This is a genomic window from Gammaproteobacteria bacterium, assembly GCA_040183005.1.
Taxonomy (GTDB): domain Bacteria; phylum Pseudomonadota; class Gammaproteobacteria.
On sequence record JAMPIW010000007.1, the window covers coordinates 241,759 to 267,905 of the forward strand.

Sequence of the window (26,147 nt, forward strand, 5' to 3'; positions counted from 1 at the left end):
ATGTGGCACGCCTTGTGACGGGCCCCCCTATAAATTCGCTGAAGCCGTGCTGGCGGCGTTGAAAACAGGCTCAAAATGCTCATTTACTAGGTGTAAACTCCGCTTTTTCGCCTGTTTTCGCCTTGCCATTACAACTTGATCGAAGTTATAGAGGTGCCCTGCTGTGATTTCAAGAATAATTTTCAGAGTTGTTTGAATAAGGAAGAAATATGAGTCTGTGGCGCACAAAATCCATTGAAAAGGCGCTTGAAGCCGCAAACAATAATGCGGGCCTGCACCGTGTTTTGAGCAGTATGGATTTAACGCTGCTGGGGATCGGTGCCGTCATCGGGGCGGGAATATTTGTGTTGACGGGAGTGGCAGCCGCTACCCAGGCCGGTCCCGCTCTCATGCTGTCTTTCGTGGTCTCCGGGCTGGCATGTATCTTCGCTGCGCTGGTATATGCGGAGCTGGCCTCCGCCGTGCCCATATCAGGGAGCGCGTATACCTATTCTTATGTCGCACTGGGTGAATTTGTTGCATGGATTGTGGGTTGGAACCTGGTGCTGGAATATGGCGTGTCGAGCGCCGCAGTGGCCATAGGCTGGTCAGGGTATTTCAACAGAGCGCTGGAGGGGCTGGGGCTGGGATTGCCTGAAACCCTCATGAAAGCCCCCCATGAGGGCGGTTTGGTCAATCTCCCCGCTTTGCTGATCATCGTGCTTGTAAGCGTTATTCTGACGGTAGGCGTCAAGCAGAGCAGTCGCTTCAATAATCTGATTGTGATGGTGAAGCTGGCCGTCATTGCGCTGTTTATCGTCGTGGCTGCCGGACATGTGGAACCTGCCAACTGGAAACCTTTTATGCCGTTTGGCTGGGAAGGGGTGATGGGCGGAGCGGCGCTGATCTTTTTCGCATATATTGGTTTTGATGCGGTATCCACCGCAGGTGAAGAGGCGCGCAATCCCCAGCGCGATTTGCCGCGCGGCATCATCGGCTCGCTGGTGATTTGCACGATTATCTACATCATCGTGGCGGCGTTGCTGACGGGCATAGTGCCGTACACCCTGCTCAACGTCAAAGATCCCGTCGCCTTTGCCTTGGCGCAAGTGGGCGAACGCCTCGCATCGAACCTTATTTCGGTAGGCGCCATCGCCGGACTCACCTCCGTGTTACTGGTGCTTCTTTATGGGCAGAGCCGCATCTTCTTCGCCATGTCACGCGACGGGTTGCTGCCCTCGGTATTCAGTCAGGTTCATGCCAGATTCCGCACCCCGGTGCCGGTGATTATGGTGACGGGTGCGGTGGCCGCACTGGTGGCGGGCTTTATGCCAATAGGTCAGGTGGCCGAACTGGCCAATATCGGCACGCTTTCCGCTTTCGCCGTGGTGTCGGTGGGCGTGCTGGTGCTGCGCCGCACCCACCCCAATCTGAACCGCCCCTTCAAAACCCCTTTCATGCCCTGGACGCCTATTTTGGCGATCCTTTTTTGCAGCTACCTCATCGCCAGCCTGGGTGCGGTAACGCTGTGGCGTTTTGTGATCTGGACGGCGATCGGCGTGGCGATTTATTTTGCCTATTCGCGTAAACGGAGCCTTTTAGCTGCAAGGGCGCCCCTGTAAATTCGATCGAGGCTCAGCTCCTGGGACCGACCGGGGCCGTCATGTTCACCTTGGTCAGGAGTAGTAGTACACGATATAGATATGGTAGGCGGACAGGATCAGCGTCACGGTCGCGCACAGGACGTGCATCAGTATCCAGGTCAGTTGCTGAGGGCGGCGTTTGATGCGGGTGATTTCGATGTTGAAAAGACCCAGTGCACAACAGCTCAGGAAGGCGATCGCCAGAGCGCTTTGATAGGCGTAGCCGAGTGTGGTTGAGTGCAAGAAAAACAATAGCGGCGCGACAGCACCGCTGTATTTATGCAGCATGAGTTGTCGAGGCACGCCCTCGACCTGGGCGCCTGCGGCGCGTCGACGGGCGAGATACCACTGAAACAACATGTACGCAATCAGCCCATAGCCAGAGATCTGTTTGTATACTGCGTCGGCTTGCAAGCGCTCGAGCATCGGCCAGTGTACGTCGAACGCATACTGCAATAAGAAGAAGGCGAGCAGCGTGCACCCGATGACAAAATAGGGACGCCGGTAGCTGAGCATCGAGATGGGGGATAATGAGGCGGGCGCTACTAACTCGGTGGCATTGCTAGACATGACGTTCCTTCTCCGGCTCTGGTTGGCGCGTCGCATCGGGAAAGGCTGACTTGACAAAACGCGCCATGGCGGCGAAGGTGTCGTGAGTGGCGCGGCGCTCCACCTCTGCCATGAACTCGTCGGCGGAGGGCAGGAAAAGGCCCTCGCGTGGCCATTGTGCGCCGATATGCGGCGGATTGGGGAGCTGACTCTGCTTTTTCAGTACCAATTCGTAGGACTCGCGCACGCTCGCACGCAGAATGTTGATCATCCCCACCAATTGCTCCAGGGTGATGGTCTTGCGATCGAACACCCAGGTGGTCGCACCCATCACGTCATCGAGTTTCCAATCGGTCTTGGGTGTGTCTTTGTGGTCGTTGTGGCATTTCACGCATGGCTCAGCGATGGCGATGTCCGGGAACATGTAGGCGTATACTTGCGCGTCATCGACGTAGAAAAAACGTGGCGTGCGGTCTTCGCGCATGCGACGGAACATCTCCAGCTGCTTGCCGGTGAATTGATTGGCCTTGTTGATGGCGAAATCCGAGCCGAGGTACAGGCCGAGGCGGATACGGTGTTTCTCAATGCCGGCGGCTGTCTCGCGCAAGAATTGCGCGGGCAAGGGGCCGGCGATCACATCCTTGTCGCGCCAGTGTTCATCGAATTTCAGTCCGGCCTGTTTGCCGGCCCCGACGATCTCCTTGGTGTACAACTGGCGCACCGCTGCATTCTCGGCGTTCAGGATGGCCAAGGCGGCCTCCACCGGAATGGAGGCGGTCTCCTGGCGCTTATCCGTCAGCGGTTGTGGGGCCGTGACGAACAGGTAGACGCTCAACGTGGTCAACGCGAGCGCCGTGAGTACGAAACGCTTATGTGTTCGAGTCAACATCGCGTTTTGCCTTGTTGAGTTTGTTATTTCCGTAGGGGGATGGACCACCATCGAAGTAGCGTTGCAGGGTCTCTGCACTCCAAGTCTCACTCACTTCCGTCTTCAGTTTGTACCGGTGATTGCTATGATAGTCGTGGCAACCCAGGCACGTTCGCCAGCGCCGTTCCTTGATAAGAGTCTCGTGGTTGATGGAGATCGGATCTTTGCGGATCTTCAGATTCTGGTGACAGTAGGAACAGTAGTCGATGGTCGTCGCCACACGCGTGCCGGTGTGTTCATGGTGACATGAAACACAGAATTGCGGCCGGATCTCTTGGCGGGCCTTGGTGTAACGCGGCTCGAAGAAACGAAACACCGCATGCTCGTCCTGAGGAGGGCGGTGGCAGCGCAAGCAGGCATCGTTATTAATGGGGTCGTGGCCGAGGGACACCAGCTCAGCGCGCTTCCCCAGGAGGTATTGTACGTTGGCCTGCAAATTCTGGCGCAAGCTGCCGGCGGTGACGATATGGCAAGCCTCGCACTTGATGTCTTCATGGCCGTTTGTCATCCGGCCGGAAGAGTGCCAGGCGGCGTTGGCGGGGAGCAGTAACACAATGAACGCGAGCACCCCGATCAGTGTGCCGCAAGCGTAGGCGAGGCGATGGCGGTGCTGCCACAGAATGCGCATCATGTCGGCGACGCCTCACTAATTGCTTGCGTGAACATCCGTCGATCCCTCGTGCAGCGTCCAAAATCAACCAGCTCCCGTACCGCCCTGATTTGGCTCCGCCCACAGCGATTAGCCTGGGTGGAGTGTTTTTTGCGAAACCCGGAGTCGTTTCGTATGAGCCTGGAATGATCATGCCGGGTTCCTTATTTTGTTCAATATTAAAATAGCAGCCACGAACGTACAGATAGGTTACAGAATCGTCATAAAATCGCTGTTTCCCCCGATGATGACGTCATCGTGCGAGAAACAGCCGTGGTCGGTCGAAGAACACGGCCAAGGCGATGTCCGGATCGCCGTCGTGATCCACGTCGCCGACAGCGCTCGCCACCCCGCGCAAGTCCGACGACTCAGGTAAGGACGCCCACGGTTGGAAGTTGCCGGCGCCGTCATTACGATAAAGCCGGTCGGGTCCGAAGAAATTGACCTCCAGTACGTCTAGGTCGCCATCCCTGTCCAAGTCCACAAACGTTACTTCGGCTGTGCCATATAGCAAGGTTGGCCACTGGCTGGCGGTAACATCGACGAACTGTCCGCCGTCATTGCGCCATAGGCGGTTCAGGCCGGTGGCGCCGCCCACGGCGACGAGGATGTCGGGATCGCCGTCGCCATCAATGTCACCCATGTCTGCCGAGAATGAGACGAAGGCGGGGTCGTCCGGCAAGCGGGAGGAGGCGTCCTGGAATCCGCCTGCGCCGTCACCCAGCAACAACCCGTCGTGCATGCCGATGCGTACCAGCAAGAGATCCAGCTTGTTGTCGCTATTCACATCGGCGACGCGGACATCGAGCGTAGAGCCTGGCGTAATCGGTAAAGCCTGGGAGGTGTAAGTGCCCACGCCGCTGAGCAGCACGGTGTCGGGCCGGCTGTCGCGTCCGACGAGTACGTCGGGGATGGTGTCGGAGTTGAAGTCGCCGAAAGCGATGCCCTGTGCTTCATCGAGGGTATCGCCGGCCCAGGCCTGCGGCGTGTATACGCCGCTGCCGTCGTTGATGAGCAGACGCACACCTTGTGTGCGGGCGAACACCAGATCAAGATCGCCGTCCCGGTCGATATCGATGGCGCCGACTGCATTGCTTTCTTCGGCGCTGAATGGCAGGCTCCCGCTCGCATCATTGAAGTGGCCGTCACCCGTCCCCAGCAACAAACGATCCCCACCCGCCTGGCGCGCCAGCACCATGTCCAGGTTTCCGTCCAGGTTCACGTCTACCAGCAGCATATCGGTATAGGGACCAAAGTCCGCAGGCAGATGTGTGGCCGTGACATCCTCGTATAACGCACCCACGGGTGGGAGTACATAAGTGAACGCGCCAGGCAAGGTGGCGGTGGCGCCGGAACTCAGTGTCACCGTGACATCCACCGGGCCGGCGGGGCCGGGCGGCAGCACACCGCGTATCCAGGTCGCATCGACCAGCGTGACGTCTTGCAGGGGTTGTCCGCCTACCGTAACGATGGGGTTCGCGGTCAGGCCGTAGCCGCGCACGTTGACGGGCGTGCCGCCGGTGGTGGGGCCCTGTACCTGACTGATGCGCAACACGCGGAAGGTTGCAGTGTCGGTCGTGCCGTTGAGATACAGCAGGGTCTGATCACCAGCCCATGAGGTGAATATCAGATCCAGCGCACCGTCCCTGTTGAAATCGCCGACCCCTACGGCGTAAGAACGGTCGTCATCGCTGGGAAAGCCCGCGCGCGGCGTGTACTGTCCACTGCCATCGTTGATGAGCACAGCATTGGGCGCGCCGCTACGCGCCACGGCCACATCCAGGTCGCCGTCGCCGTCCAGATCGGCGAATTGGGCGTCGTAGCTGGCGTTCGTGTTCTGCGGAATACGCGTGGACACATCACTGTAACGACCCCTGCCATCGTTCAGCAGCAGGCGATCGGCCCCGATGAAGCGGGCCTCGTAGAGGTCGAGATCGCCGTCGCCGTCGACATCACCCGGCGTCAAGGCAGTGACGTAACCCACCGGGCCGGGTATGGCGTCGGCCAGCTCGTTATAGCGGCCCCGGCCGTCATTCAGCATCACGCGGCTCGGCGTACCGTAGTTGCCGACAACCATATCGAGATCTCTATCGCCGTCCACATCGGCGAGCTTGGCGGTATACGAAGGCTCCGCCTGTCGCGGCAGGCGGGTGGCGCTCTCGTCCGTAAATCGGCCCCTGTTATTGATCAGGAGGCGGTTGGGTTCACCCGCACCCAGGTTGGCGATCACAACGTCAAGATCGCCATCGGCGTCGACGTCGCCGAAATCGGCGTCCTCGCTATTGTCATTGTCCGGCGGCAGCCGCGCAGCGCTCTGGTCATTGAAGTGGCCTGCGCCATCATTGATGAGCAGGCGGTCCGGGCCTTCGGCGGCGATATAGAGATCCAGATCGCCATCGCCATCCACATCACCCAACTCCGCGTGAACATCATTGCCTATGTCGGTGGGCAGGGAGGCGGTGGTATCGTCCACCAGGCGCCTGCCGGTGTTACGCAGTAAACGGTCTTGGGTACCGAAGAAACCGGGCAGCACCACATCCAAATCGCCATCACCGTCCACATCCCCCACCGCCGGATCCTGCGTGGTCCAGGCCTCGCGCGGCATCCAGGTTGCGGTGACATCATGGAAAGTGCCCGAGCCACCTCCACCTCCATCTCCATCTCCGCATGCGGTCAGCAGCATCGTTGCCATGACCAATGCTAATGCACAAAACAATTTCGATTTCATGGTAGTTGTCCTTTTTCCCTTTTAATCTCTTCGGGTTTGGCCCCCTCGCTACGTTCTCCCCGCAGCGAGTAGGCTGGGTCGAGTGTTTTTTGCGAAACCCGCTGCCGTTTCGCACGTGCTGTGAATCCTGGGTTTCGCTCTCGCTTAACCTAGGCTCTGTTGAACAGGTACAAATTGTGGCGACACCCTATACCTTCAGCACCCGGTCCGGCCTGCGTCCGCCACGACACCCCACTGCGCAGGGCACCATGGCTTTCATAATGCTACTACGGCTATCGTTGGCGTCCCATTTTCACCCCTTTTTCCGTCATCGGAGTTTTATTGCTTTAATGCCATGCCCAGTTTTTCACGAAACTGACGATGATTTGTGGGGCGTTCTCGTGCGGAAAAATAATCTTGCGGAAACCACACGAGTTTAAAGCTAGCGTTTTTATTTTTCGCATCAACCTCATTGATAACAAGAGAAAAGCGGGTGCCATCGGCAAGAAGTGTATTATCGGTAAATGGAAAATCAAACCATGTCAGCAGAAAGTCATTGTCTGCAGTAGCCTTCGTAGTCGTAGTCGTAGTCGTAGACTTATTGTTCTGGATTTGCATTTGAACTGGAAAGCTCTCGTCTTCCCAGCTTTTACTTTTGGGGGGCTGAATCTGTAAATATAGGGTGTAAGCTCCGTTAGGGGACTTTATCTCTAGGGGCTCCTTAAATTTTTTGACTAACAGGGAGCAAGGCTGAGAAGATGCACCTTTTTCTGTACCTCCTTCTTTCGATGCTTCCTTCAAGTCTATTCGATAGATGCAGGATTTCTGCCCCGGTGACGAGTCACCCTCCACTTTGGTGATCGCCGCAAGTTGTCTCTGTAGAACCCTGCGTGCAATCGACCTCAGCGATTCCTGTGGTGTTTCCCCCGTATAATTTATCTTTTTTATTTTCTCCTGCACCAGACGGTTTTCAACATGCAACATAATCGGTTTCAACTCAAAGTTCTCATGAAAATTGAGCGCGAGAAGTTCTACCATGAGTTGCTCCCGATCTAGGGGGATATCGTGATTTTTTTGGAACCCCAAAATAGGATCAATAAGGCCCTGAAACATGTTGGCTCGCAGAGTGCTATCGGCCTGTTCTCGCTGGCTAAGCAAGTTGGTCGTGCTCATTGCAGATTGAAAATTATTCGCGATCAGGGCTGTGGCCACAACGGCGGCGGCAGGGACGAGCTTGACCACTACGTCAATTATTTCTGTTAATTTCCGTTTCCAGCCGCTTTTTTCCGGGCTGCCGTCCGCTGGGTGAGCCGAACTTGACGGCTGTTTGGGTTCCATGGTTGCTCTCCTCCATAGTGATCCTGCACGCTGGTAAAATCATCCTTGCGCAGTATTATTGCTTTTGAAGCAGGCTGAAGTTTTCCCTGTTTATACTTTCTTCCATGTACCATCTGCGGTGCAGACGAAAGGACCGATTGCTGTGCCTGTAGGATATGCCTTGCCATCTTTGATACATTCGGCATAGGCCGTTGAGAACGTTCCTATGAGCAGGGTCAGGATAAAGGGAATCATATAGGCTTTGTTCATGGTGTTAACCTCCTTCTTGTTTACGTTTGAGCTACGGTCAAAACAGCAAAAAAAGGATACCCTCCTGTGACTCATCATGTGCCGATCGCATCCACCTACATGCCGTGCCACTTTTTTGCATAGCCTTGAAAGCCGTGCAGGGACAGGCTAGCTCGGGACAGCTTACAGATCGCTTACGGATTTTAAAAAAGAGCCGATGACGCCGGATATATAGAGGCCTTTCGATCCGACCATCACTTCCTAGGCGTTAGCCATGGAAGCGACGCGTAAGCAAGTAGCTTGGGTTGAGCGAGAGCGAAGCCCGGGACTTCACACCGCTGGATGATTGGTTTGTCACACTCAATACGTTGCAACGCCGTCATTCCGTCATGCCCTCAGTGCAGGTTGAGACCATCGTGATCTGTGCGGTGTTCGGAGCACTGATGTGGTGGGCGGAGCATATTGATCTGGACTATTGGCGGGACTGCGCCGCGCGGATCATCTATAGCTGCAGCCAACCGCTTTCGCAGCGGATTTTATTGTGTGTCCACTTATCCATCTACGCTGTATGTGCGGCGAGAACCGGAGAAGCCGATATACTTGCCGACATGCTGCGTCCGCTCGTGGCATCACCCGACGCCGCGCCCATCCAGCGTGTTCTCGGGTACAACGTGCTGGGCATCGTGGCGTATCAACGCGGCGCCCGCGAGGAATGGATGGCGGCCATCATGGCAGCGCGGACCCTCTCCAGTGAGCGCGCGGTCCATCATGTCGATAATGCAGTGTTTCATACCGCGGTGTATGGCGCGCTGATGACAAATGATTTTCCGGCCGCCCAAGGGTTTTTACGTGAAATGGATCGTACGACAGCCGGTGACAGCCGCCTTTCTGATGTTGCTGTCTACCATCATTGCGCGGCGATGGTGGCCCTGTATCAAGTCGATCTGGGCACGGCGCAAGAACACAGCCGCCGGAGTTTGGAGATCGCCATTGCCAATTGCGCCAACTTGTCCCAAATCTTTGCTCACGTCTGTATGGCACAAATCCTGTTCGCGGGCGGCGTTCGAATATATGTGCCTGGCCGATCGGATTGCGACGCGCACTTCCCATTCGAGCTCGGGCACACGGCGCAAGGACTGGAACATCTGCGCCGTGCCTTGGTCATGAGCCGGCGCGCGGAGGGGTGTTTTCCCGTTCTGGACCCGCCCCACGCTCGTCAAACTGTTTAGCACCGCGCTGCGGCATGACATCGAGGTGGAGCACTGGCCCTGGGCCGTGAAAATTTACACCCTGGACCGCTTCACGATGCTGCTGCAAGACGGCCAGCCGCTCTCGTTCACCGGCAAGACGCAAAAACGTCCCCTGGAACTGCTCAAGGCGCTGATCGCCCACGGCGGACGCGAGGTGGGCGTGCAGGTGCTCATTGACGCGTTGTGGGGAGATGCGCACGGTGACGCGGGGCAGGGCGCGTTCGATAGCACATTGCACCGTTTGCGCAAGCTGCTAGGCGAGGGACGCGCGCTGGTGTTGCGAGACGGACGCCTCACGCTAAGCTCGCATCATGTGTGGGTGGATGCCTGGGCGTTCAATCGTGCGCTGGGGAAATTCGATGAGGCGGTACAGGCGGGAGATGGTGTGCGTATTGAGGAATTAACAAATAAAGTTTTTGCCTTGTACCGCGCGCCTTTCCTTGGGGATATCGACATGCCTTGGGTAGTCCCCCTGCGTGAACGCCTGCGCAGCCGCTTTCTGCAGCACATACTGCACGTCGGCGATCACTATGAGCACGCACAGCGCTGGCGCGATGCCGTATGTCTCTACGACCGCGCGCTGGAAATCGACCCTCTGGCGGAGGATCTGTATCGCCGTCTCATGACGGCGTACCGTCATCTTGATCGCCATGCTGACGCGCTGATGATCTATCAGCGTTGCGAACGGGCGCTAACTACCTCCCTCGGTGTTCCGCCCTCGCGGGAAACCCGGTTGCTGCGTGATGGCTTGCGGGCAGGATAATAACCTGCAAATCGGCAACAGCCCTAATAACCGATCATCTTGAGCGGTTGCGGCTTGCCCACATAGTATCCTTGCGCATAATCAACCCCATACTCCTTGAGCAGTATCAAGGTTTCGTTGTTTTCCACAAACTCTGCGACGGTACGTTTTCCGAGGGTGCGGGCAACTTCGGTCATGGATTTGACCAGTGTCTGGTCTATAGGGTCGTTGACAAGGTTGGTGATGAATGCGCCGTCTATTTTCAGATAGTCGACGGGAAACTGCTTGAGATAGCTGAATGAATTGAATCCCGCGCCGAAGTCGTCAAGTGCGAACCGGCAACCCAGCGTGCGCAACTGGGTGATCATGTTGCGTGTCTGCGAAAAATTGGCGATGGCGGCGGTTTCGGTAATCTCGAAGGTGATGCGTTTGCCGTCTACCCCGGTTGTGGCGAGCTTTTCCCTGATCAGGGGCGGCAAGGCGGGATCCTGGAAGGCGTGACTGGACAGGTTGATGTTAAGCGACAAATGCGCGGGTAAGGTGCGCAAAACATCAATGGCGTGCTCCACTACCCACAGGTCGATATCGTGAATCAGTCCCATGCGTTCCGCCACCGGGATGAAATTGTCCGGGCTGATCAGTTCCTGATTATTCCCGATCATGCGTATCAATGCTTCGTAATGAGTGGTCTCATGGCTAGGCAGGCTGATCACGGGCTGGAAGACCAGGCAAAATTTGTTGTTAAGCAGTGCATCCCTGATCCGCGGTACCCATTGCGCGGCGTGGCGCAAGGGCAGCATTTCCGTGTCTTCATGGTTAAACACATGAACCATGTTGCGGCCGCGCGTCTTGGCGACGTAGCATGCCTGATCGGCGCGGGTCAGCGCATCACCCGCCGTTATGTTTTCGTCGGGATGGATTAAAGCTATGCCGATGCTGACGCCGATGTGGTAAGTCCGGCTGTCTGTCTTGAAATAGAATTCATCCATCAGGCAGCGCAGTGACTCGGCAGTCCGCACGGCGTCATCCAGGGTGATGTTTTCGATCAGCACGGCATATTCATCAGAGCTGATGCGTGCCAGTGTGCCGGTCGCGCCTACCTGGCGCCTGAGTTTGTTGGCGACGTTGACCAGCAGGCGGTCGCCTGCGGTATGGCCTTCGGTATCGTTGACTACTTTGAATTGATCGAGATCAAGGTAGAGCAGGGCGCTGGTGGTGTTGTTGTAATGAGCATTCAGTACGGCCAGCTCCAGCTCCTGTTCCAGCCGACGGCGGTTGCTTAATCCTGTCAGGTCATCATGGCCTACCAGATATTGCAGCCGCGCTTCCATCACTTTGCGTTCGGCGAGTTCGGTTTCCAGTTCATGTTCGCGGGATTTACGCAAATCGCGCTCCTCTTTGAGGGACAGCGCCGCGATAACACGCGGTATCAGCTCCATGCCGCGAATGGGTTTGAAGAGGATATCCGTTGCGCCTGTGTCAAAAGGCATTTGACCGGATTCATCGTGGAGGGAAGGATTGAGGGCGATTATGATGACGGGAATCGCATGCCAGTCGTTGTGGGCGTGCAGCATGCGGCATATTTCATAGCCATTCATGCTGGGAACACTGATATCCATCAATATTGCATCAATGTCGCTGACGCCACTTGCAAGGCTGTTTCTCAGGTGCTCGAAAGTTGCTTCACTGTTTTCAGCCACTATCAGCTTGGTGAATCCGTTTTGTTCGAGCGTGGATCTCATGAGGGCCACATCGTCAGACTGGTCGCTGACGATGAGAAGACGCATTTGGCTCGCGTCGCGCAGTGTTTGCGGTAGCGTTTGCTGGCTTCGCCCGGAGGGCGGTTTGTTTGTTGGGGTGTTGTTAACCACAAAAGTCTCAGGCTTTTCGCGAAAAGGCGTCATTCTTCAATTTCTTTGGTTCTTGCCGATTATGTTTGTTATGGAGTATGGATGATCGGCACAATACACAGTTATCTTTAGTCTTGGTTTAACAGCATAGGACGAATTGTAACTAAAGTAAATTTTTTGCCGCCAGGGACCACCGCGCTTCCCTTGCATGTACATGGTTCATGTTTTTTCTTGCTCCTCTCGTGTCATATGCGGGGGAAGTTTGCCCGATAACAGATAAACGAACGAAAGCACTTCCGCAACCGCAGCATACAGCGAGGCTGGGATTTCCTCTCCCAGTTCCAGTTGGGAAAGTAACTGTACAAGGTTGGCGTCCTTGTGTAACGGAACGTTATGTTCATCCGCCAGTGCCAGAATCTGTTCGGCAATATAGCCCTCACCCTGCGCGGTGACACGGGGCGCGCCCGTGCCGTCATAGCGTAGCGCAACGGCACTCTTTGAGGGTGAAGGTTTTTTGGCGGTCATGCCGTGAGGTCCACCAAGGCCATTTCATTGGTGAGCGCCGACTCAGTTGTTGCACGAGGCGGCGCTCCCAGTTGGCAGCGGATAGTGTCTGTTTTGAGTCCCGCGCGCGTGAGGCCATTGTGAAGTTCATTGATATGCTTGTCCAGTAATGCCACCGTCTCGCCGCGTTCTGCCCATAGCGTGGTGGAAATACGTTCACCGGCCAGTGTGATGCGGGCGTGCATGGGACCCAGGCCATCAAGGTCGAGTCCCAGTGAAACCGTCCACGATGCGTTCTGTGCGCCCGGCTTTTTTGCGGTTTGATCCTGTTCAATGCGCATATGGAGCAGATCGGCGCGGCCATTGTGGCGTAGCGGCAATTCAAGTGTCCAGAGTGGCGCGGGATGCTCGGCAGTGGGTAGCGAAGCCAACTGGTTGAGTTGCAATCGCGCCAGTGTGCCTTCTGTTTGATGCGTCAATTCCGCAATCGCGCCAGAGGAAGATTGTGCAGGAAGCGATGCGGACACTGCCGGTTGGGCCTGCAAGGGGGAGCCCGGCAAGGGTGGCGGCTGCGTTGCGGAGGGCTGGCCCAGTGAGTTTTGGCTCCGGGCACCCTCTGCATGCAGTCCTTCCAGGAGCCGCAACAGGCCCCCCTTAAAGTCATTTTTCAAGCCTTGTTGTTCTTGTCCAGGAGCCGCATGTGCCAGCTTGTTTTCCAGGAACAGGCCCGAATTGTAAAGGGCGTCCTTGAAGCCTTGGGCCGTGGCGGTGCTGGCGGCGCTGGCAAGGTTGTTGAATAGCTGGCTGGCGAGCTGCGTCACCGCCGGGGATAACGGGGAGGCTTGCGCCTTTTCGGACGGTGCAGAGAGCCACGCGAGATTGGCCAGTAGCGGTGGCAACGCTGTTTGGCGCGGCAAGGCCACACGCAATGCCTGAGTCACTGGGTCGGTAGACGCAGTGGGTTCGATCACCTTCAAAACGGTTTGTTTCCCGGCGTTGGCAACCTGTAAACTGAGCTGCTGGCCGGGGGAAACGGGTAACTGGCTTTGTGCCTGGATCAAGGTATTATTGATGCGCAACGTTATGGCGCCCTGGGCTGCCGTTTCAATGACCGTTGCATTGAGAACCTGCCCCACACGCCACGCGTCCAACGCCTTGGGGCTGCCTGGGGTGATGGCTGGAGACGCCTGTTCCGGGGCGTTTATTCGCATGTTACGAACATGTTACGAATCTGTTTGCCATCGCAAATACACCTCCAATTGTCGGGCAGCGGCTACAAAGTCAGTATAGACTAAACCTGGAATAATTCCATACACTTGTTTCAACAGGATGAAACGTGACATGCAGAATCAGCATTTGTGGTATATCCGCCGTGGCGGCGAAATCAGGGGTCCCTTTTCCGCGGGCCTGGTTTCGCGCTATATCTTGCTGGGGCGCATCTGTCTGGATGATGAGTTGAGCCAAGATCGGGAGATGTGGGCGCCAGTAAGCGCCATGCCCGAATTGATCCCCGAAGCGATGCGGGCCGACCCTAATGATCCGCTCGCGCAGGAACGCCTTCACGCGGCACGGCGTTGGGCTGATGAGCGGCTGCGTGAGCGGCGTGGCCCGAATGATGTAGTGCCTGAGGGGGTGAGCCGGCGTAGCGGTGATCGCAGGCAGCAGGAACCGCTCGAGGTGGTCCGGCATCGTACCGCCAAAGCCGGCAGGGATGCGGGACAGGCGGCCCGGTTTAACGGTAAATGGGCCGCCATCGTGATCGGCGGCATAGTCTTGTTTGTCTCGGGGTTGCTGTTTTTGTCGCAGCCGGCGTCGGAGAACGCGGCATGGGATTGCACGGTCTCGGCGCACCCGGGTGTTAATTGGAGCGATTGCCGGATGGAAGGCGTACACTTGGATAAGGCCGACCTGACCGGCGCCAAGTTGCGTAATGTGAATCTGAGTGGGGCGTCGCTGCGCGAGGGCAAGCTTAAAGGCAGCGACCTGTCCTTTGCCACCTTGAGCATCACTGATCTGCGTGCGGCGGATCTGCAAGGGGCGGTGATGCTTGGCGTCAGCCTGCGCAACGCCGATTTGCGCAATGCCAAGTTGCAAGGGGCGGATCTTTCATATGCGGATCTCTCGGGCGCCAGGCTGGAGGGGGCGAATCTTGAGGGCGCGCGGCTCGATCACGCCATTTGGATAGATAAAAGCGCCTGCGCCAAAGGATCATTAGGCCGTTGTATTCACTAGTTAATGCGCCATGCCGCCGTCTTCAGGGTTTGACTTGAGCGCATATTTTCAGTAGCTTTCCCGCCCATTGCAGTGTTTTCCGCTTACTTTTCGAGATATTCAAAAACATGAGTACTGTATATAACGCCGCCGCTATCGAGGTCTTGAGTGGTCTCGACCCGGTGCGCAAGCGCCCCGGCATGTATACCGACACCACGCGCCCCAATCATCTTGCCCAGGAGGTGATCGACAACAGTGTTGATGAGGCCCTCGCCGGGTTTGCCAAATCCATCGAGGTGATCCTCTATAAGGACGGTTCGCTGGAGGTGAAGGACGATGGCCGCGGTATGCCGGTCGACATCCATCCCGAGGAAGGCGTGCCAGGTGTGGAGGTGATCCTCACGCGACTGCACGCGGGTGGCAAGTTTTCCAACAAAAGTTACACCTTCTCCGGAGGTCTGCACGGCGTCGGCGTGTCGGTGGTCAACGCTCTGTCACAGCGGCTTGATGTATGGGTGCGGCGCGGCGGCAAGGAATATCACATGGCTTTTGCCAATGGCGACAAGGCATCCGATCTTGTGGTCATTGGCCAGGTGGGCAAGCAGAGTACCGGCAGCACAGTGCGTTTCTGGCCAGACCCCAAATATTTTGACACGCCGAAATTCCTGGTGTCGAAGCTGCAACATATCCTGCGTGCCAAAGCGGTGCTGTGCCCAGGTCTGCGGGTGAGTTTTTTTGATGAAGCCAGCAGTGAGAAGGCCGAGTGGCAATATCAGGACGGCCTCAAGGATTATCTGCTCGATGAACTGAAAGATGCGCTGCTGCTGCCTGATGAGCCGTTTATCGGGCGCATGGAAGGCAACAAGGAAGCCGCCGAGTGGGCGGTGGTGTGGCTGCCGGAAGGCGGCGAGGTGGTCGCCGAAAGCTATGTAAACCTGATTCCGACTGCGCAGGGCGGTACGCATGTGAATGGATTGCGCACAGGCCTCACCGAGGCTGTTCGCGAATTCTGCGAATTCCGTAACCTGTTGCCACGCGGGGTGCGCCTGGCCCCGGAAGATGTGTGGGATCGGTGCAGCTACATCCTTTCGGCGAAGCTCCAGGATCCACAATTTAGCGGCCAGACCAAGGAGCGGCTGTCATCGCGCGAGTGTGCCGCATTCGTCTCTGGCGTAGTGAAAGATGCCTTCAGCCTGTGGCTCAACCAGCACACCGAAATGGGCGAGCGCATTGCGCAATATGCCATTGGCAATGCCCAGGTCCGCTTGCGCGCCGGCAAGCTGGTGGTGCGCAAGAAGGTCACCAGCGGTCCTGCGTTGCCCGGCAAGCTAGCCGATTGCACCTCTCAGGATCTTAAACGTACCGAACTGTTTCTGGTTGAGGGAGATTCTGCGGGCGGTTCCGCCAAACAAGCGCGTGACCGCGAGTTTCAGGCGATCATGCCGTTGCGCGGCAAAATCCTCAACACCTGGGAGGTCGGTTCCGACGAGGTGCTGGCCTCGCAGGAGGTACACGATATTTCCGTGGCCATCGGCGCGACACCCGGTGTCGATAAAATCGATGGTTTGCGTTATGGCAAGATCTGCATTCTTGCCGATGCCGATTCCGATGGCGCGCACATCGCCACGTTGCTGTGCGCCTTGTTCCTGCGCCATTTCCGGCCGCTGGTCGAGGCGGGGCACGTGTTTGTCGCCATGCCACCGCTGTACCGCATCGATGTCGGCAAGGAAATTTTCTACGCGCTGGATGACGCCGAGAAACAGGGCGTACTTGATCGCCTCGCGGCAGAGAAGGTTAAAGGCAAGGTCAGCATACAGCGCTTCAAAGGACTGGGTGAGATGAACCCGCTGCAACTGCGTGAAACCACCATAGCCCCCGACACCCGCCGTCTGGTGCAACTCACCATCGAGGCGGATGACGACACCAACAGTCTCATAGACATGCTGCTGGCCAAAAAACGCGCGGGTGATCGCAAGGCGTGGCTGGAGCTGAAGGGTGATCTGGCGGAGGTTGTGTGATCCTTAAAACCGCTTTTTGTCCACGAAAAACACGTTGTCACGAAATAAAACAAAAGCATGGATTGTTTCGGCAATTCACTGGATGAGTGGCAAGTAAAATCGCTATATGTATGTATTTGAATATTTTCGTGTTTTTTTGTGACTTTCGTGGACAACTGAGTTTTTAGGATGATTCTAAAAACGGCTTCATGTGGTGTGTGAAACGTACTCTATCCCTGATTTGGTAAACCATGACGAATACTCCTGAAACAAGCTACGAAGGCATCGAACGCCTTCCACTCAAGGCATTCACCGAAAAGGCGTATCTGGATTATTCCATGTACGTGATTCTCGATCGCGCTCTGCCGCATATCGGCGATGGGCTCAAGCCGGTGCAGCGGCGTATCGTCTATGCCATGTCCGAACTGGGTCTGTCCGCTGCCGCCAAGCACAAGAAATCGGCGCGTACCGTGGGTGATGTGCTGGGTAAATTTCATCCGCATGGCGATACCGCCTGTTACGAGGCGATGGTGCTGATGGCGCAGCCCTTTTCCTACCGTTATCCGCTGGTCGACGGACAGGGTAACTGGGGTTCGCCGGACGATCCCAAGTCATTCGCTGCTATGCGCTACACCGAGGCCCGTTTGGGACGGTTTTCCGAGGTGCTGCTGGCTGAGTTGGGGCAGGGCACCGTGGACTGGGTTCCCAATTTTGACGGCACACTGGACGAGCCCGCGCTACTGCCCGCGCGCCTGCCGCACGTGCTGCTCAATGGCGGGACGGGCATCGCGGTAGGTATGGCCACGGATATCCCACCGCATAATGTGCGCGAAGTGACGAGCGCCTGCATTCGTCTGCTGGATGAACCGAATGCAACGGTTGAACAATTGTGCGAGCACGTTCAAGCGCCGGATTTTCCCACCGATGCCGAGATCATCACCCCACGTGAGGATATCCTACGTATCTATCAGACCGGCCACGGCAGTGTCCGTATGCGCGCCCGTTACGAGAAGGAAGGTGATGGCGTTGTAATTGTCGCCTTGCCGCATCAAGTGTCTGGCTCCAAGGTGCTGGAGCAGATCGCCGCACAGATGAATGCCAAGAAACTGCCGATGGTGGAAGATCTGCGTGACGAGTCCGATCATGAAAACCCCACGCGACTGGTCATCGTGCCGCGTTCCAATCGCGTCGACGTGGAGGCGCTGATGGCGCATCTGTTTGCCACCACCGATCTGGAGCGCAGCTATCGCATCAACATGAACATGATTGGCATAGATGGACGGCCGCAGGTGAAGAACCTGCGTGTCATACTTAGCGAATGGCTATCCTTCCGTGCCACCACGGTTCGCCGCCGCCTGCAATACCGCCTGGACAAGGTTCTGCAACGGTTGCATATCCTTGATGGCTTGCTGATCGCCTATCTGAATCTCGATGAGGTTATCGCCATCATCCGCTACGAGGATCATCCCAAGGCGGTGTTGATGGAACGCTTCGCGCTCAGCGATATGCAGGCTGAGTCGATTCTCGAATTGAAGCTGCGGCATCTTGCCAAGCTTGAAGAGATGAAGATACGTGGCGAGCAGGATGCGCTGGCTGCCGAACGCGATGGCCTGGAAAAAACACTGGGTTCGGCACAGCGCCTCAAGACGCTGATCCGCAAAGAGCTGATGGAAGATGCGGAAAAATACGGTGATGCACGCCGCTCGCCGCTAGTCACACGCCGCGCGGCTCAGGCGATGGACGAAACGGCACTGATCCCCACGGAACCCGTAACGGTGGTGCTCTCGGAAAAAGGCTGGGTACGCGCCGCCAAGGGTCATGACATCGATCCCACAACGCTCAGTTACAAAGCGGGCGATACCTTCCTCGCGGCTTGCTCAGGACGCAGCAATCAGCTTGCCGTTTTTTTCGATTCCACTGGCCGCAGCTATTCGTTGCCTGCCCATGGCCTGCCGTCCGCGCGTGGCCAGGGTGAGCCGCTGACCGGGCGCGTTAGCCCGCCACCGGGCGCCACGTTTACCAGTGTGATTATCGGCAACCCGGAAGATCTTTATCTGATAGCCAGCGATGCCGGTTATGGATTTGTCGTGAAGATGGACGAGCTTTACGCCAAAAACAAAAACGGCAAGACCGTGTTGACCCTGCCCGAGGGTGCGAGGGTATTGCCGCCGATATTGATTAAGCAAGCGGACACCGATCGCGTAGCAGCCATCACCAACACCGGCCATCTGCTGCTTCATCCCGTGAGCGAGTTGCCTGCGCTGACCAAGGGTAAGGGCAACAAGATCATTGGTGTTCCCTCGGCGAAGGTTGCCGCACGCGAGGAGTTTGTCGTTGCGATTGCAGTGGTGTCGCGTGACGGCAATCTGACCATCCACTCCGGGCAACGCCATTTCACCTTGAAGCCCGCTGATCTGGAGCACTATGCGGGTGAGCGTGGCAGGCGCGGCAGTCTGTTGCCCAGGGGGTTTCAGCGCGTTGATAAGGTCAGTGTGGAGTAGCAGGGCGGGCAGATAGTTATTCCGTTTCGCAATAAAAAGTGAAATATCGTAGGGTGCGTTCCACGCACCAATGATTGTGGTGCGTGGAACGCACCCTACGATTCCACGATTGATTTGGAAATGGAATCAGAGGTTCTCTAATGCTGCGTCCAGCGCAGCAACTCATTCGCCGATAGCGGGTGGCTGATGTAGAAGCCTTGGGCGTAATCACAGCCCATTTTTGCAAGTGACTCCCATACGTTGCTGCTTTCCACACCTTCCGCCACCACCTGGAACCCCAGGTTATGGCCAAGCTCAATAGTTGAGGCACGATAGTAGCGTCGCTTTCATTGCTTTCCATGCCGTTCACAAAGGATTTGTCGATTTTTATACTTTGTATCGGCATCTTTTTTAGGTAAGAAAGGGAAGAATAACCCACGCCGAAATTGTCGATAGAAATGGCTAGTCCCAATTCGTTTAACCTTTCTAGATTGTGATCGCCATGTGCGGCGGCGGACATTAGTACGGCCTCAGTAATTTCAAGCCCTAAACTGGCTGTTGGCGCCCCTCTGGCATGCAAGATCTTTGCGACATTCTCGACCACTCGGGGGTCGTGAAGGGCGCGCGCCGAGACATTTACCGTGACCGGCAAACTCAGCCCTGATGCATGCCATTTTTTTTGCTGGGAACATACATTGCTTAGTACCCATTGTGTGATTTCATTGATCATGCCGGTGCGTTCCGCCAAGGGAAGAAAATCCGCGGGATTGATCAGGCCATAATGGGGGTGGCGCCAGCGTAACAATGCCTCAACGCTGTGGATTTTTCCGGTTTTGATGTCCACTTTCGGCTGATAGCGCAGCACAAACTGCTTATGCTCCAGCGCATGTCTGAGGTCGGCCGATATCCGCAGACGTTGTCCATTATTGATGTCTGACTCGGAACGATAGATCTGGAAACCTCCGCCTTTGCTTTTAGCTTCATACATCGCTGCATCGGCGCGATTCATCAGGATTTTGGCGTCCAGGCCGTGCTCAGGAAATACCGCTATGCCTATGGACGTGCCTACATGAGCTTCGTGTGCCTCGCAGTGGAATGGTTCCGCAAAACAGCCAAGGATAGCTTTGGCAATCTTTTCCGCCGCCTCCTTGCCATGTGCAACATCGGGTAGCAACACCGCGAATTCGTCGCCCCCCAAACGCGCCAGGGTATCTGATTCGCGCAGCACCGCGCGTAAGCGTTGGCTTGTCTGGGACAATATCTCATCCCCAGTGGCATGCCCCAGCGTGTCGTTAACGATTTTGAAATTGTTCAGGTCGAGAATCATCAACACCACTTCCTGCCCCTCTTTGCGGCGCGCCGTAACCAAGGCTTGATTAAGGCGGTCATACCACAAGGTGCGATTTGCAAGCCCGGTTAGAACATCGGTGGTGGCCAGATATTGCAGGCGCTCGATAGCTTGTTTTGATTCGGTGATATCTTCCATCAGCCCGTCGATACGCACCACATTACCGTTAGTATCGAAAAAGGGATTGAATACCCTGCGGAACCAGTGCGGGTCCCCCGTTGCCGTGTGCATCCTGCTTTCCACTTCGATGCGCTCGCCTTTCAGTGCCTGTTGCCAAGCCAGCTGAATGTTTTCCTTGTCCTCCATAATGGTGTTGTCAAGGCATGGAATGGGGGTCTCCATGTCGATATCGCAAATTTGCCGCGTGTTGGGGCTGATATACAAAAGCCGGTTTTGAGCCACATCGACAGACCATAATATTTGCGGAATATTCGCCAGCAGGCTGGAGACCTGAACTTGCAATTCCCCGACTTTGCGCTGCTCTTCCTGCAATGCCTGGAATGCGTTATCCCAGTAGCCTTTCAGCATCAGCCCCATGTCACGGAATAACAGTTTGATGAGTGCTGCGGTGAGTGGGTTGCGATACTCCTCAAGAATTTCACTTTCAGCACTGATGATGGATAGCAGGTGGTCCAGATAGAGCCGGTAGGCTCCCATCACCCATTCTGGTGCAATGTTGGCCTGGTAATGAATCTTGCCGATATGCATCAATTGCGCGGCGGACTCATCATTTATATTCGCATCAAGAAAGGTTGAGAGGTGCTGTAATTGGCTTGCTACTAGCGTCGAAATCGAGTTGCCGCCGCTCTGATAGTCTTTTAATATGGTGGCGGTTGCCGGGGAAGACAGAAGGTAATCGTAAAAGATCTTCGAGAAACAGGCGGCACCTTCCAGAAAGTGGTGATGGTAACGCTTTGTTAACTGTATATCATCATCGGTGAGTTGCAGAAAGGCGTTAAATTCTTTGTTAATATGGTCGGCAAGATTCGCTGAGAAAATTGTATTGGCAATGTCGTCTTCAAACCTGATTTTATTCATGGCCTGTTTTCTCGATACCAGGTGTGTTGGAAAAGCCGGCATTTTTTAAGGCATCCAAATTAGAGTCTTTAGAAGGTCTCATATTCAGATCCCAAGAAAGTTCTTTGATAAGTAAGTTACTGTACTCGCTATGATGGCTTTTTTTAAGCGTTGCGCATTAATAATGCGCGTCTCCAATGTGAGACAAAAAGAATGGGGTAGAGACTGTGATTTTAATGTTGCCTGATGTTTTTGTTTTAATAATTATGCAATTAAATGATTTCTTCAAAATATATACACAAAAATATTATGGATATTAAATTAGGTGATTACAAAAAAATAGGCATTTGCTTACAAAAATACGGCGCAATATATCATGTAGAATATTTGCATCTTTACATCAAATCCGCATTCAATAAAAAATGCACCCAAATGCTGGCCGCATAGCCCAGCGCAATCGCCCAGGACCATTTCAGGTGGGCAAAGAAGGTGTAAGTGCCGCGCGCCTGGCCCATCACCGCCACGCCTGCTGCGGAGCCTATCGACAGCAGTGAACCGCCTACCCCGGCAGTCAGGGTCACCAGCAACCACTGGCCATGAGACATGTCCGGGTTCATGGTGAGTACGGCAAACATGACGGGGATGTTATCCACCACGGAGGACAGTAGGCCCACCAGAATATTGGCGGTGGTAGAGCCAAGATCGGTGTACATCGTTTGTGACAGCAACGTGAGATAACCCAGTGCGCCCAACCCGCCTACGCACAGAATCACCCCATAGAAAAACAACAAGGTATCCCATTCGACACGCCGCAGGCTGTTAAAAATGTCGAAGGGGCGGTCATGCGGGTTGGTGTAGATATCAAGTCCAAGGGGTTCCAGTTCGGGCTGGTATGGTAGGGTGCGTTGCCTGTTTTGGTCATTCCGTTTCAGAAAATAACCATGGATTTGCAGCAAACCCAGGCCAGTCATCATGCCCAGTGCAGGTGGCAGGTGCAGGAATTGATGGCAGGATACAGTCATGACCAGGGTAAACACAAAGAGGCCAATGATGACGAAACCTCCCTGTTTAACCTCGATGCGTTCACTGATGGCTATGGGCTGTGCTTTCGGGATGGCAAACGACATGAGTACGGCCGGCACCAGCCAGTTCACTAGCGCCGGAAGAAACAAGTCGAAGAATTCATGAAACTTGACGATGCCTTTTTGCCACACCATCAACGTGGTAATGTCGCCGAATGGGCTGAATACGCCCCCGGCATTGGCGGCCACTACAATACTGATGCACGACACCACGATGAAGCCGGGATAACCGGTGCCCACCGCGAGCGTGATCGCCGCCATCAGCAGGGCGGTGGTCAAGTTGTCAGCGACGGATGAGATGAAGAAAGCCATTACACCGGATATCCAATAGATTTTACGCAGGGAATAACCAGCGGACACCATTCTGGCGCGCAAGGCATTGAATACATCACGCTCTTCCATGGTGTTGATATAAGTCATCGCAGCGAGCAAAAACAGCATGATCTCGGCGTATTCAAGAATGTTGTGGCGTAGGGCCTCGCCAGCGGTGATTTTGTCCCCGTGTACGGCATACGCTATCCCCACCAGCATCCAGATCGCCCCGGCGGCGACGATGACTGGCTTGGACTTGCGCAGATGGAGGAATTCTTCATTAATGACCAGCGCGTAGGCGATCACGAAGAGCAACAACGCCAGCAGACCAAAGCCCGTGCCGGTGAGGTCGAGTGGGGAGGCGCCTTCTCCGCCAGTATTTGCGGCAAATGCAACACCAGCGCAGGCAAGCCCCGTTAAAAATAAAAATGATTTTAAAATAATGAGATAGACTTTATTTTTCATTAAATACATTGGCTTTAGAGTTGGGCGCGGGGTTGTTTTTTGCTTGTCTGATGGTGGTTGCGCGTATCTATGCGAAAGATGTTGAGATGGTTGTATATGTTACCCTGTCTGCCGTGGCTGTGTCGCCCAATCCAGGAGTCTGGTTTACTCATTCGTTATGATGCACGACATTTTCTTCGCGCTTGAGCAGGGTGCAACATTATTGACCGCCAACAGGCGTCTGACGCGTCATTTGTGTTGTATGTTTGATGCCCGTCAAGAGGCAAAAGGGCGCACGGCATGGCGAAGCGCCGACATTCTGCCATTGCCCGCCTGGCTGGGACGGTGTTGGGATGATATAGCGGAGAGCGCCGCTATGGGAGAAAGTCCCACGCTGCTAAATTCCCACCAGGAACTGACGTTGTGGGAACGGATCATCGCCGAGTCGCCGGAAGGGCGGGGGCTATTGCGCGTCTCCGCTACGGCACAGGACGCGCTGGAGGCGTGGGCATTGCTCATGCAATGGAAGGTCACGCTTGATGGCAGGAATAATGTCTTCAATGAGGATGTCCTGACATTCCAGCGATGGGCGCGGTCTTTTGAAGAGCTCCGCCGTGTGTCTGGATGGATAGAGAATGCCCGGTTGCCGGATTTTATCGCGTGGCAGATTCACGCCGGCGCATTGAAGGCGCCACGCCATCTCCTGTTGGCGGGGTTCGATGAGTTGACGCCACAGCAACAAGCCCTTTTCGAGGCGTTGCGGGCGGCAGGCAGTGAAGTGAGCGAAGTGCAACTGCCGACCTTCCCTCAGAGCCGGGCGCGGCGCGTTGGATTTGCCGATTCCGATGCTGAGATTATTGCTGCGGCGCGCTGGTCGCGCCATCTGCTGGAGGAACAGGGGAATGGCGGGGCGATAGGTGTGGTCATCCACGACCTGGCTACACTACGGGAAAAGGTGGCGCGAATTTTTAATGACGTGCTGTTGCCTGACTCCATCTTGCCCGGTGAGACAGAGGATGTATCGCTCTACAATATCTCCCTGGGTACACCCTTGTCCGATCAGCCCCTCATCAATGCCGCCCTGCTGATTATCGAAATGGCGCAGGGAAAGCTGCCGCTGGAAAAGGTGGGCGCCTTGTTGTGCTCGCCGTTTTTGGCGGGGAGCGAGCAGGAAATGACGCGCAGGGGACTGCTGGATGCTCGGTTACGCCGCTTTGGCGAGTTGACGGTCAGCGTGGAGGAGATAAAGCGCCACGCCATTACAGCGGATGCCTGCCCGCTGCTCGGCGCGCGCCTGCAGCAGTGTATCGAGGTAATGCATACCTTGCCGCGCCATCAGCCTCCCAGTGCATGGGCGGCAACATTCCCTCGCTTGCTGGTGGCCATGGGCTGGCCAGGTGAACGTTCGCTGAGCAGCCATGAACATCAAACGGCAATGGCCTGGCGCGAGTTGCTGGCGGATTATGCGCGGCTGGATGAGGTGGTGGCTAGGCAAAGCCTCGATGAGGTGCTGGCCGGTCTGCGGAAGATGGCCGCCGACACGCTGTTTCAGCCGCAGGGGATGGATGTCCCGATACAGATCCTGGGTGTGATGGAGGCGGCGGGGATGCACTTTGACCACCTTTGGGTGATGGGGTTGCACGACGAGGTATGGCCGACGCCGCCACGCCCCAATCCATTTCTGCCGCTCTCGTTGCAACGCACTCAAAGCCTGCCACATGCCTCTGCGGCGCGCGAACTGGCATTCGCCCGGCGCATGACAGAAAGGTTGCTCGCCAGTGCTCCGGAAGTGGTGATGAGCTACCCGCAGCGCGACGGCGATCGCCATCTGCGCCCCTCACCGCTCATTGCCGGTCTGGAAGAAGCCGCGCCGGGGGTGGTGCCGGGCTATATGAGCGTGGCGCAAATAACTTCCTATGTAGCTGTCACGCACCAGTCTGCGGACATCGAGAGTATGGAAGATTATCAGGCCCCTTCGTTGCCGGAGGGCTCGCTGGCCTCCGGTGGCACCGGAATTTTCAAGCAACAAGCAGCATGCCCATTTCGCGCCTTTGCCGAATATCGCCTGGGCGCGCGGCCATTGGCAACCACCCAGATCGGCTTGAATCCCATGGAACGAGGGCAGCTTTTGCACTCGTCATTGGAGCAGGTGTGGCAAAAACTTCACTCGCACGAAAAGCTGTGCAGTGCTTCCGATGAAACGATAAACGATATCGTCAAGCAGGCCGTTGCAGCAGCTGTTGGCGCTATGGCAGGAAAACGGCGGCTTACCTTCACTGAAAAATTCACGGAGCTGGAAAAGAATAGATTGGAGAGGCTCGTCACAGCCTGGTTGGCGCTGGAAAAACAGCGTGCGCCTTTTACGGTGTTTGAGCCGGAACAGGAACGTATTGTGCAAGTTGGCGGGATTAACGTGACCACCCGTATCGACCGCATTGACCAACTGCCGGACGGTAGGCAGGTCATCATCGATTATAAGACAGGCATTTCAAATATAAACGGCTGGTTTGGTGAGCGCCCGGACGAACCCCAGTTGCCTCTGTATTGCGCCTTTAATGAGCAAGAGGTGGCGGCGCTGATGTTTGCGCAAGTCAGAAACAGTGACATGAAATTCAAAGGGCTGGCGCAATATGACGGAATAGCCCCCGGCATAACGGCTATCGGCGAGATTGAGAATATATCTTCATGGAATGGCCTCGTCGAGGGGTGGAAGGTTACGCTGCACAACCTGGGTGCAGCGTTTCGCACCGGCCATGCCCCGGTTGGCCCGAAAAATCCGCCACAGACATGCAAATTCTGCGCGCTTACACCGCTGTGTCGTATTCATGAACATGATGGATTAGGGCTTGCGGATGACGCGCAAGTGGTGGGGAATGAAGTTTAACGATC

General features: G+C 55.8%; 18 protein-coding genes and 1 pseudogene. 7 read left to right on the top strand and 12 right to left on the bottom strand.

The features are described from left to right. Positions 1-209 precede the first annotated feature (209 nt). The gene (locus M3A44_07060) at positions 210-1,601 is read left to right on the top strand and encodes an amino acid permease (GenBank protein MEQ6341408.1); all 1,392 of its coding nucleotides are present in this window, start codon (positions 210-212) and stop codon (positions 1,599-1,601) included. 54 nt (positions 1,602-1,655) lie between these two features. Here the strand turns inward: M3A44_07060 and M3A44_07065 are convergent, their stop codons facing one another. The 6 genes from M3A44_07065 to M3A44_07090 all read right to left on the bottom strand — a co-directional run bounded on the left by M3A44_07065 (position 1,656) and on the right by M3A44_07090 (position 8,042). Further along, on the bottom strand, positions 1,656-2,192 hold the full coding sequence (locus M3A44_07065) for a hypothetical protein (protein ID MEQ6341409.1): 537 nt from the start codon (positions 2,190-2,192) through the stop codon (positions 1,656-1,658). Further along, positions 2,185-3,060 (bottom strand): DUF3365 domain-containing protein, encoded by an 876-nt coding sequence (locus tag M3A44_07070; GenBank protein MEQ6341410.1) that lies wholly within the window; start codon positions 3,058-3,060, stop codon positions 2,185-2,187. Before M3A44_07070 ends, M3A44_07065 begins: the two co-directional genes overlap by 8 nt. Then, positions 3,041-3,730, bottom strand: coding sequence for a cytochrome c3 family protein (locus M3A44_07075; GenBank protein ID MEQ6341411.1), 690 nt, complete (start codon positions 3,728-3,730; stop codon positions 3,041-3,043). The genes M3A44_07070 and M3A44_07075 overlap by 20 nt, the downstream gene beginning before the upstream one ends. A gap of 271 nt (positions 3,731-4,001) precedes the next feature. Next, the gene (locus M3A44_07080; protein MEQ6341412.1) at positions 4,002-6,476 is read right to left on the bottom strand and encodes an FG-GAP-like repeat-containing protein; all 2,475 of its coding nucleotides are present in this window, start codon (positions 6,474-6,476) and stop codon (positions 4,002-4,004) included. Between the two features lie 318 nt (positions 6,477-6,794). Next, the gene (locus M3A44_07085) at positions 6,795-7,793 is read right to left on the bottom strand and encodes a hypothetical protein (protein ID MEQ6341413.1); all 999 of its coding nucleotides are present in this window, start codon (positions 7,791-7,793) and stop codon (positions 6,795-6,797) included. 90 nt (positions 7,794-7,883) lie between these two features. Further along, positions 7,884-8,042, bottom strand: a complete 159-nt coding sequence (locus M3A44_07090) for a hypothetical protein (protein ID MEQ6341414.1) — start codon at positions 8,040-8,042, stop codon at positions 7,884-7,886. A 284-nt stretch (positions 8,043-8,326) separates the two neighbouring features. Between M3A44_07090 and M3A44_07095 the strand changes: the two genes are divergently transcribed. Beyond that, on the top strand, positions 8,327-9,250 hold the full coding sequence (locus M3A44_07095; protein MEQ6341415.1) for a hypothetical protein: 924 nt from the start codon (positions 8,327-8,329) through the stop codon (positions 9,248-9,250). A 46-nt stretch (positions 9,251-9,296) separates the two neighbouring features. Next, a complete protein-coding gene (locus M3A44_07100) occupies positions 9,297-10,034 on the top strand; it encodes a hypothetical protein (protein MEQ6341416.1) in 738 nt (245 codons plus the stop codon). Between the two features lie 23 nt (positions 10,035-10,057). Here M3A44_07100 and M3A44_07105 read toward each other — a convergent pair whose 3' ends face one another. From M3A44_07105 to M3A44_07115, 3 genes are all read right to left on the bottom strand, one after another. Next, positions 10,058-11,917: an EAL domain-containing protein gene (locus tag M3A44_07105; protein ID MEQ6341417.1), complete on the bottom strand. Its 1,860-nt coding sequence runs from the start codon at positions 11,915-11,917 to the stop codon at positions 10,058-10,060. Between the two features lie 165 nt (positions 11,918-12,082). Next, on the bottom strand, positions 12,083-12,388 hold the full coding sequence (locus tag M3A44_07110) for an EscU/YscU/HrcU family type III secretion system export apparatus switch protein (GenBank protein ID MEQ6341418.1): 306 nt from the start codon (positions 12,386-12,388) through the stop codon (positions 12,083-12,085). After that, positions 12,385-13,578 (bottom strand): flagellar hook-length control protein FliK, encoded by a 1,194-nt coding sequence (locus M3A44_07115; protein MEQ6341419.1) that lies wholly within the window; start codon positions 13,576-13,578, stop codon positions 12,385-12,387. The genes M3A44_07110 and M3A44_07115 overlap by 4 nt, the downstream gene beginning before the upstream one ends. 130 nt (positions 13,579-13,708) lie before the next feature. Here M3A44_07115 and M3A44_07120 point away from each other — a divergent pair, with 130 nt between their 5' ends. From M3A44_07120 to parC, 3 genes are all read left to right on the top strand, one after another. Further along, entirely contained in the window at positions 13,709-14,599 is an 891-nt protein-coding gene (locus M3A44_07120; GenBank protein MEQ6341420.1) for a pentapeptide repeat-containing protein, read from the top strand. A 107-nt stretch (positions 14,600-14,706) separates the two neighbouring features. Next, the gene (parE, locus tag M3A44_07125; GenBank protein ID MEQ6341421.1) at positions 14,707-16,596 is read left to right on the top strand and encodes a DNA topoisomerase IV subunit B; all 1,890 of its coding nucleotides are present in this window, start codon (positions 14,707-14,709) and stop codon (positions 16,594-16,596) included. Positions 16,597-16,826: 230 nt separating this feature from the next. Continuing rightward, positions 16,827-19,076 carry a DNA topoisomerase IV subunit A gene (parC, locus tag M3A44_07130; protein MEQ6341422.1) on the top strand — a complete coding sequence of 750 codons (2,250 nt, stop codon included), beginning with the start codon at positions 16,827-16,829 and terminating at the stop codon, positions 19,074-19,076. Between the two features lie 137 nt (positions 19,077-19,213). Here the strand turns inward: parC and M3A44_07135 are convergent, their stop codons facing one another. The 3 genes and pseudogenes from M3A44_07135 to nhaD form a co-directional block, all read right to left on the bottom strand. Next, entirely contained in the window at positions 19,214-19,330 is a 117-nt protein-coding gene (locus M3A44_07135) for a hypothetical protein (GenBank protein ID MEQ6341423.1), read from the bottom strand. Between the two features lie 89 nt (positions 19,331-19,419). Continuing rightward, positions 19,420-21,441, bottom strand: a pseudogene (locus M3A44_07140) (EAL domain-containing protein). A gap of 374 nt (positions 21,442-21,815) precedes the next feature. Continuing rightward, positions 21,816-23,279, bottom strand: a complete 1,464-nt coding sequence (gene nhaD / locus M3A44_07145) for a sodium:proton antiporter NhaD (GenBank protein MEQ6341424.1) — start codon at positions 23,277-23,279, stop codon at positions 21,816-21,818. Positions 23,280-23,436: 157 nt separating this feature from the next. Between nhaD and M3A44_07150 the strand changes: the two genes are divergently transcribed. Next, positions 23,437-26,142 (top strand): PD-(D/E)XK nuclease family protein, encoded by a 2,706-nt coding sequence (locus tag M3A44_07150; GenBank protein MEQ6341425.1) that lies wholly within the window; start codon positions 23,437-23,439, stop codon positions 26,140-26,142. Positions 26,143-26,147 lie beyond the last annotated feature (5 nt).

Bases quoted from the DNA above. Each gene is read 5' to 3' on its own strand.
- M3A44_07060 (MEQ6341408.1), top strand. From the start codon at position 210: ATGAGTCTGTGGCGCACAAAATCCATTGAAAAGGCGCTTGAAGCCGCA.
- M3A44_07065 (MEQ6341409.1), bottom strand. From the start codon at position 2,192: ATGTCTAGCAATGCCACCGAGTTAGTAGCGCCCGCCTCATTATCCCCC.
- M3A44_07070 (MEQ6341410.1), bottom strand. From the start codon at position 3,060: ATGTTGACTCGAACACATAAGCGTTTCGTACTCACGGCGCTCGCGTTG.
- M3A44_07075 (MEQ6341411.1), bottom strand. From the start codon at position 3,730: ATGATGCGCATTCTGTGGCAGCACCGCCATCGCCTCGCCTACGCTTGC.
- M3A44_07080 (MEQ6341412.1), bottom strand. From the start codon at position 6,476: ATGAAATCGAAATTGTTTTGTGCATTAGCATTGGTCATGGCAACGATG.
- M3A44_07085 (MEQ6341413.1), bottom strand. From the start codon at position 7,793: ATGGAACCCAAACAGCCGTCAAGTTCGGCTCACCCAGCGGACGGCAGC.
- M3A44_07090 (MEQ6341414.1), bottom strand. From the start codon at position 8,042: ATGAACAAAGCCTATATGATTCCCTTTATCCTGACCCTGCTCATAGGA.
- M3A44_07105 (MEQ6341417.1), bottom strand. From the start codon at position 11,917: ATGACGCCTTTTCGCGAAAAGCCTGAGACTTTTGTGGTTAACAACACC.
- M3A44_07110 (MEQ6341418.1), bottom strand. From the start codon at position 12,388: ATGACCGCCAAAAAACCTTCACCCTCAAAGAGTGCCGTTGCGCTACGC.
- M3A44_07115 (MEQ6341419.1), bottom strand. From the start codon at position 13,578: ATGCGAATAAACGCCCCGGAACAGGCGTCTCCAGCCATCACCCCAGGC.
- M3A44_07120 (MEQ6341420.1), top strand. From the start codon at position 13,709: ATGCAGAATCAGCATTTGTGGTATATCCGCCGTGGCGGCGAAATCAGG.
- parE (MEQ6341421.1), top strand. From the start codon at position 14,707: ATGAGTACTGTATATAACGCCGCCGCTATCGAGGTCTTGAGTGGTCTC.
- parC (MEQ6341422.1), top strand. From the start codon at position 16,827: ATGACGAATACTCCTGAAACAAGCTACGAAGGCATCGAACGCCTTCCA.
- nhaD (MEQ6341424.1), bottom strand. From the start codon at position 23,279: ATGAAAAATAAAGTCTATCTCATTATTTTAAAATCATTTTTATTTTTA.
- M3A44_07150 (MEQ6341425.1), top strand. From the start codon at position 23,437: ATGATGCACGACATTTTCTTCGCGCTTGAGCAGGGTGCAACATTATTG.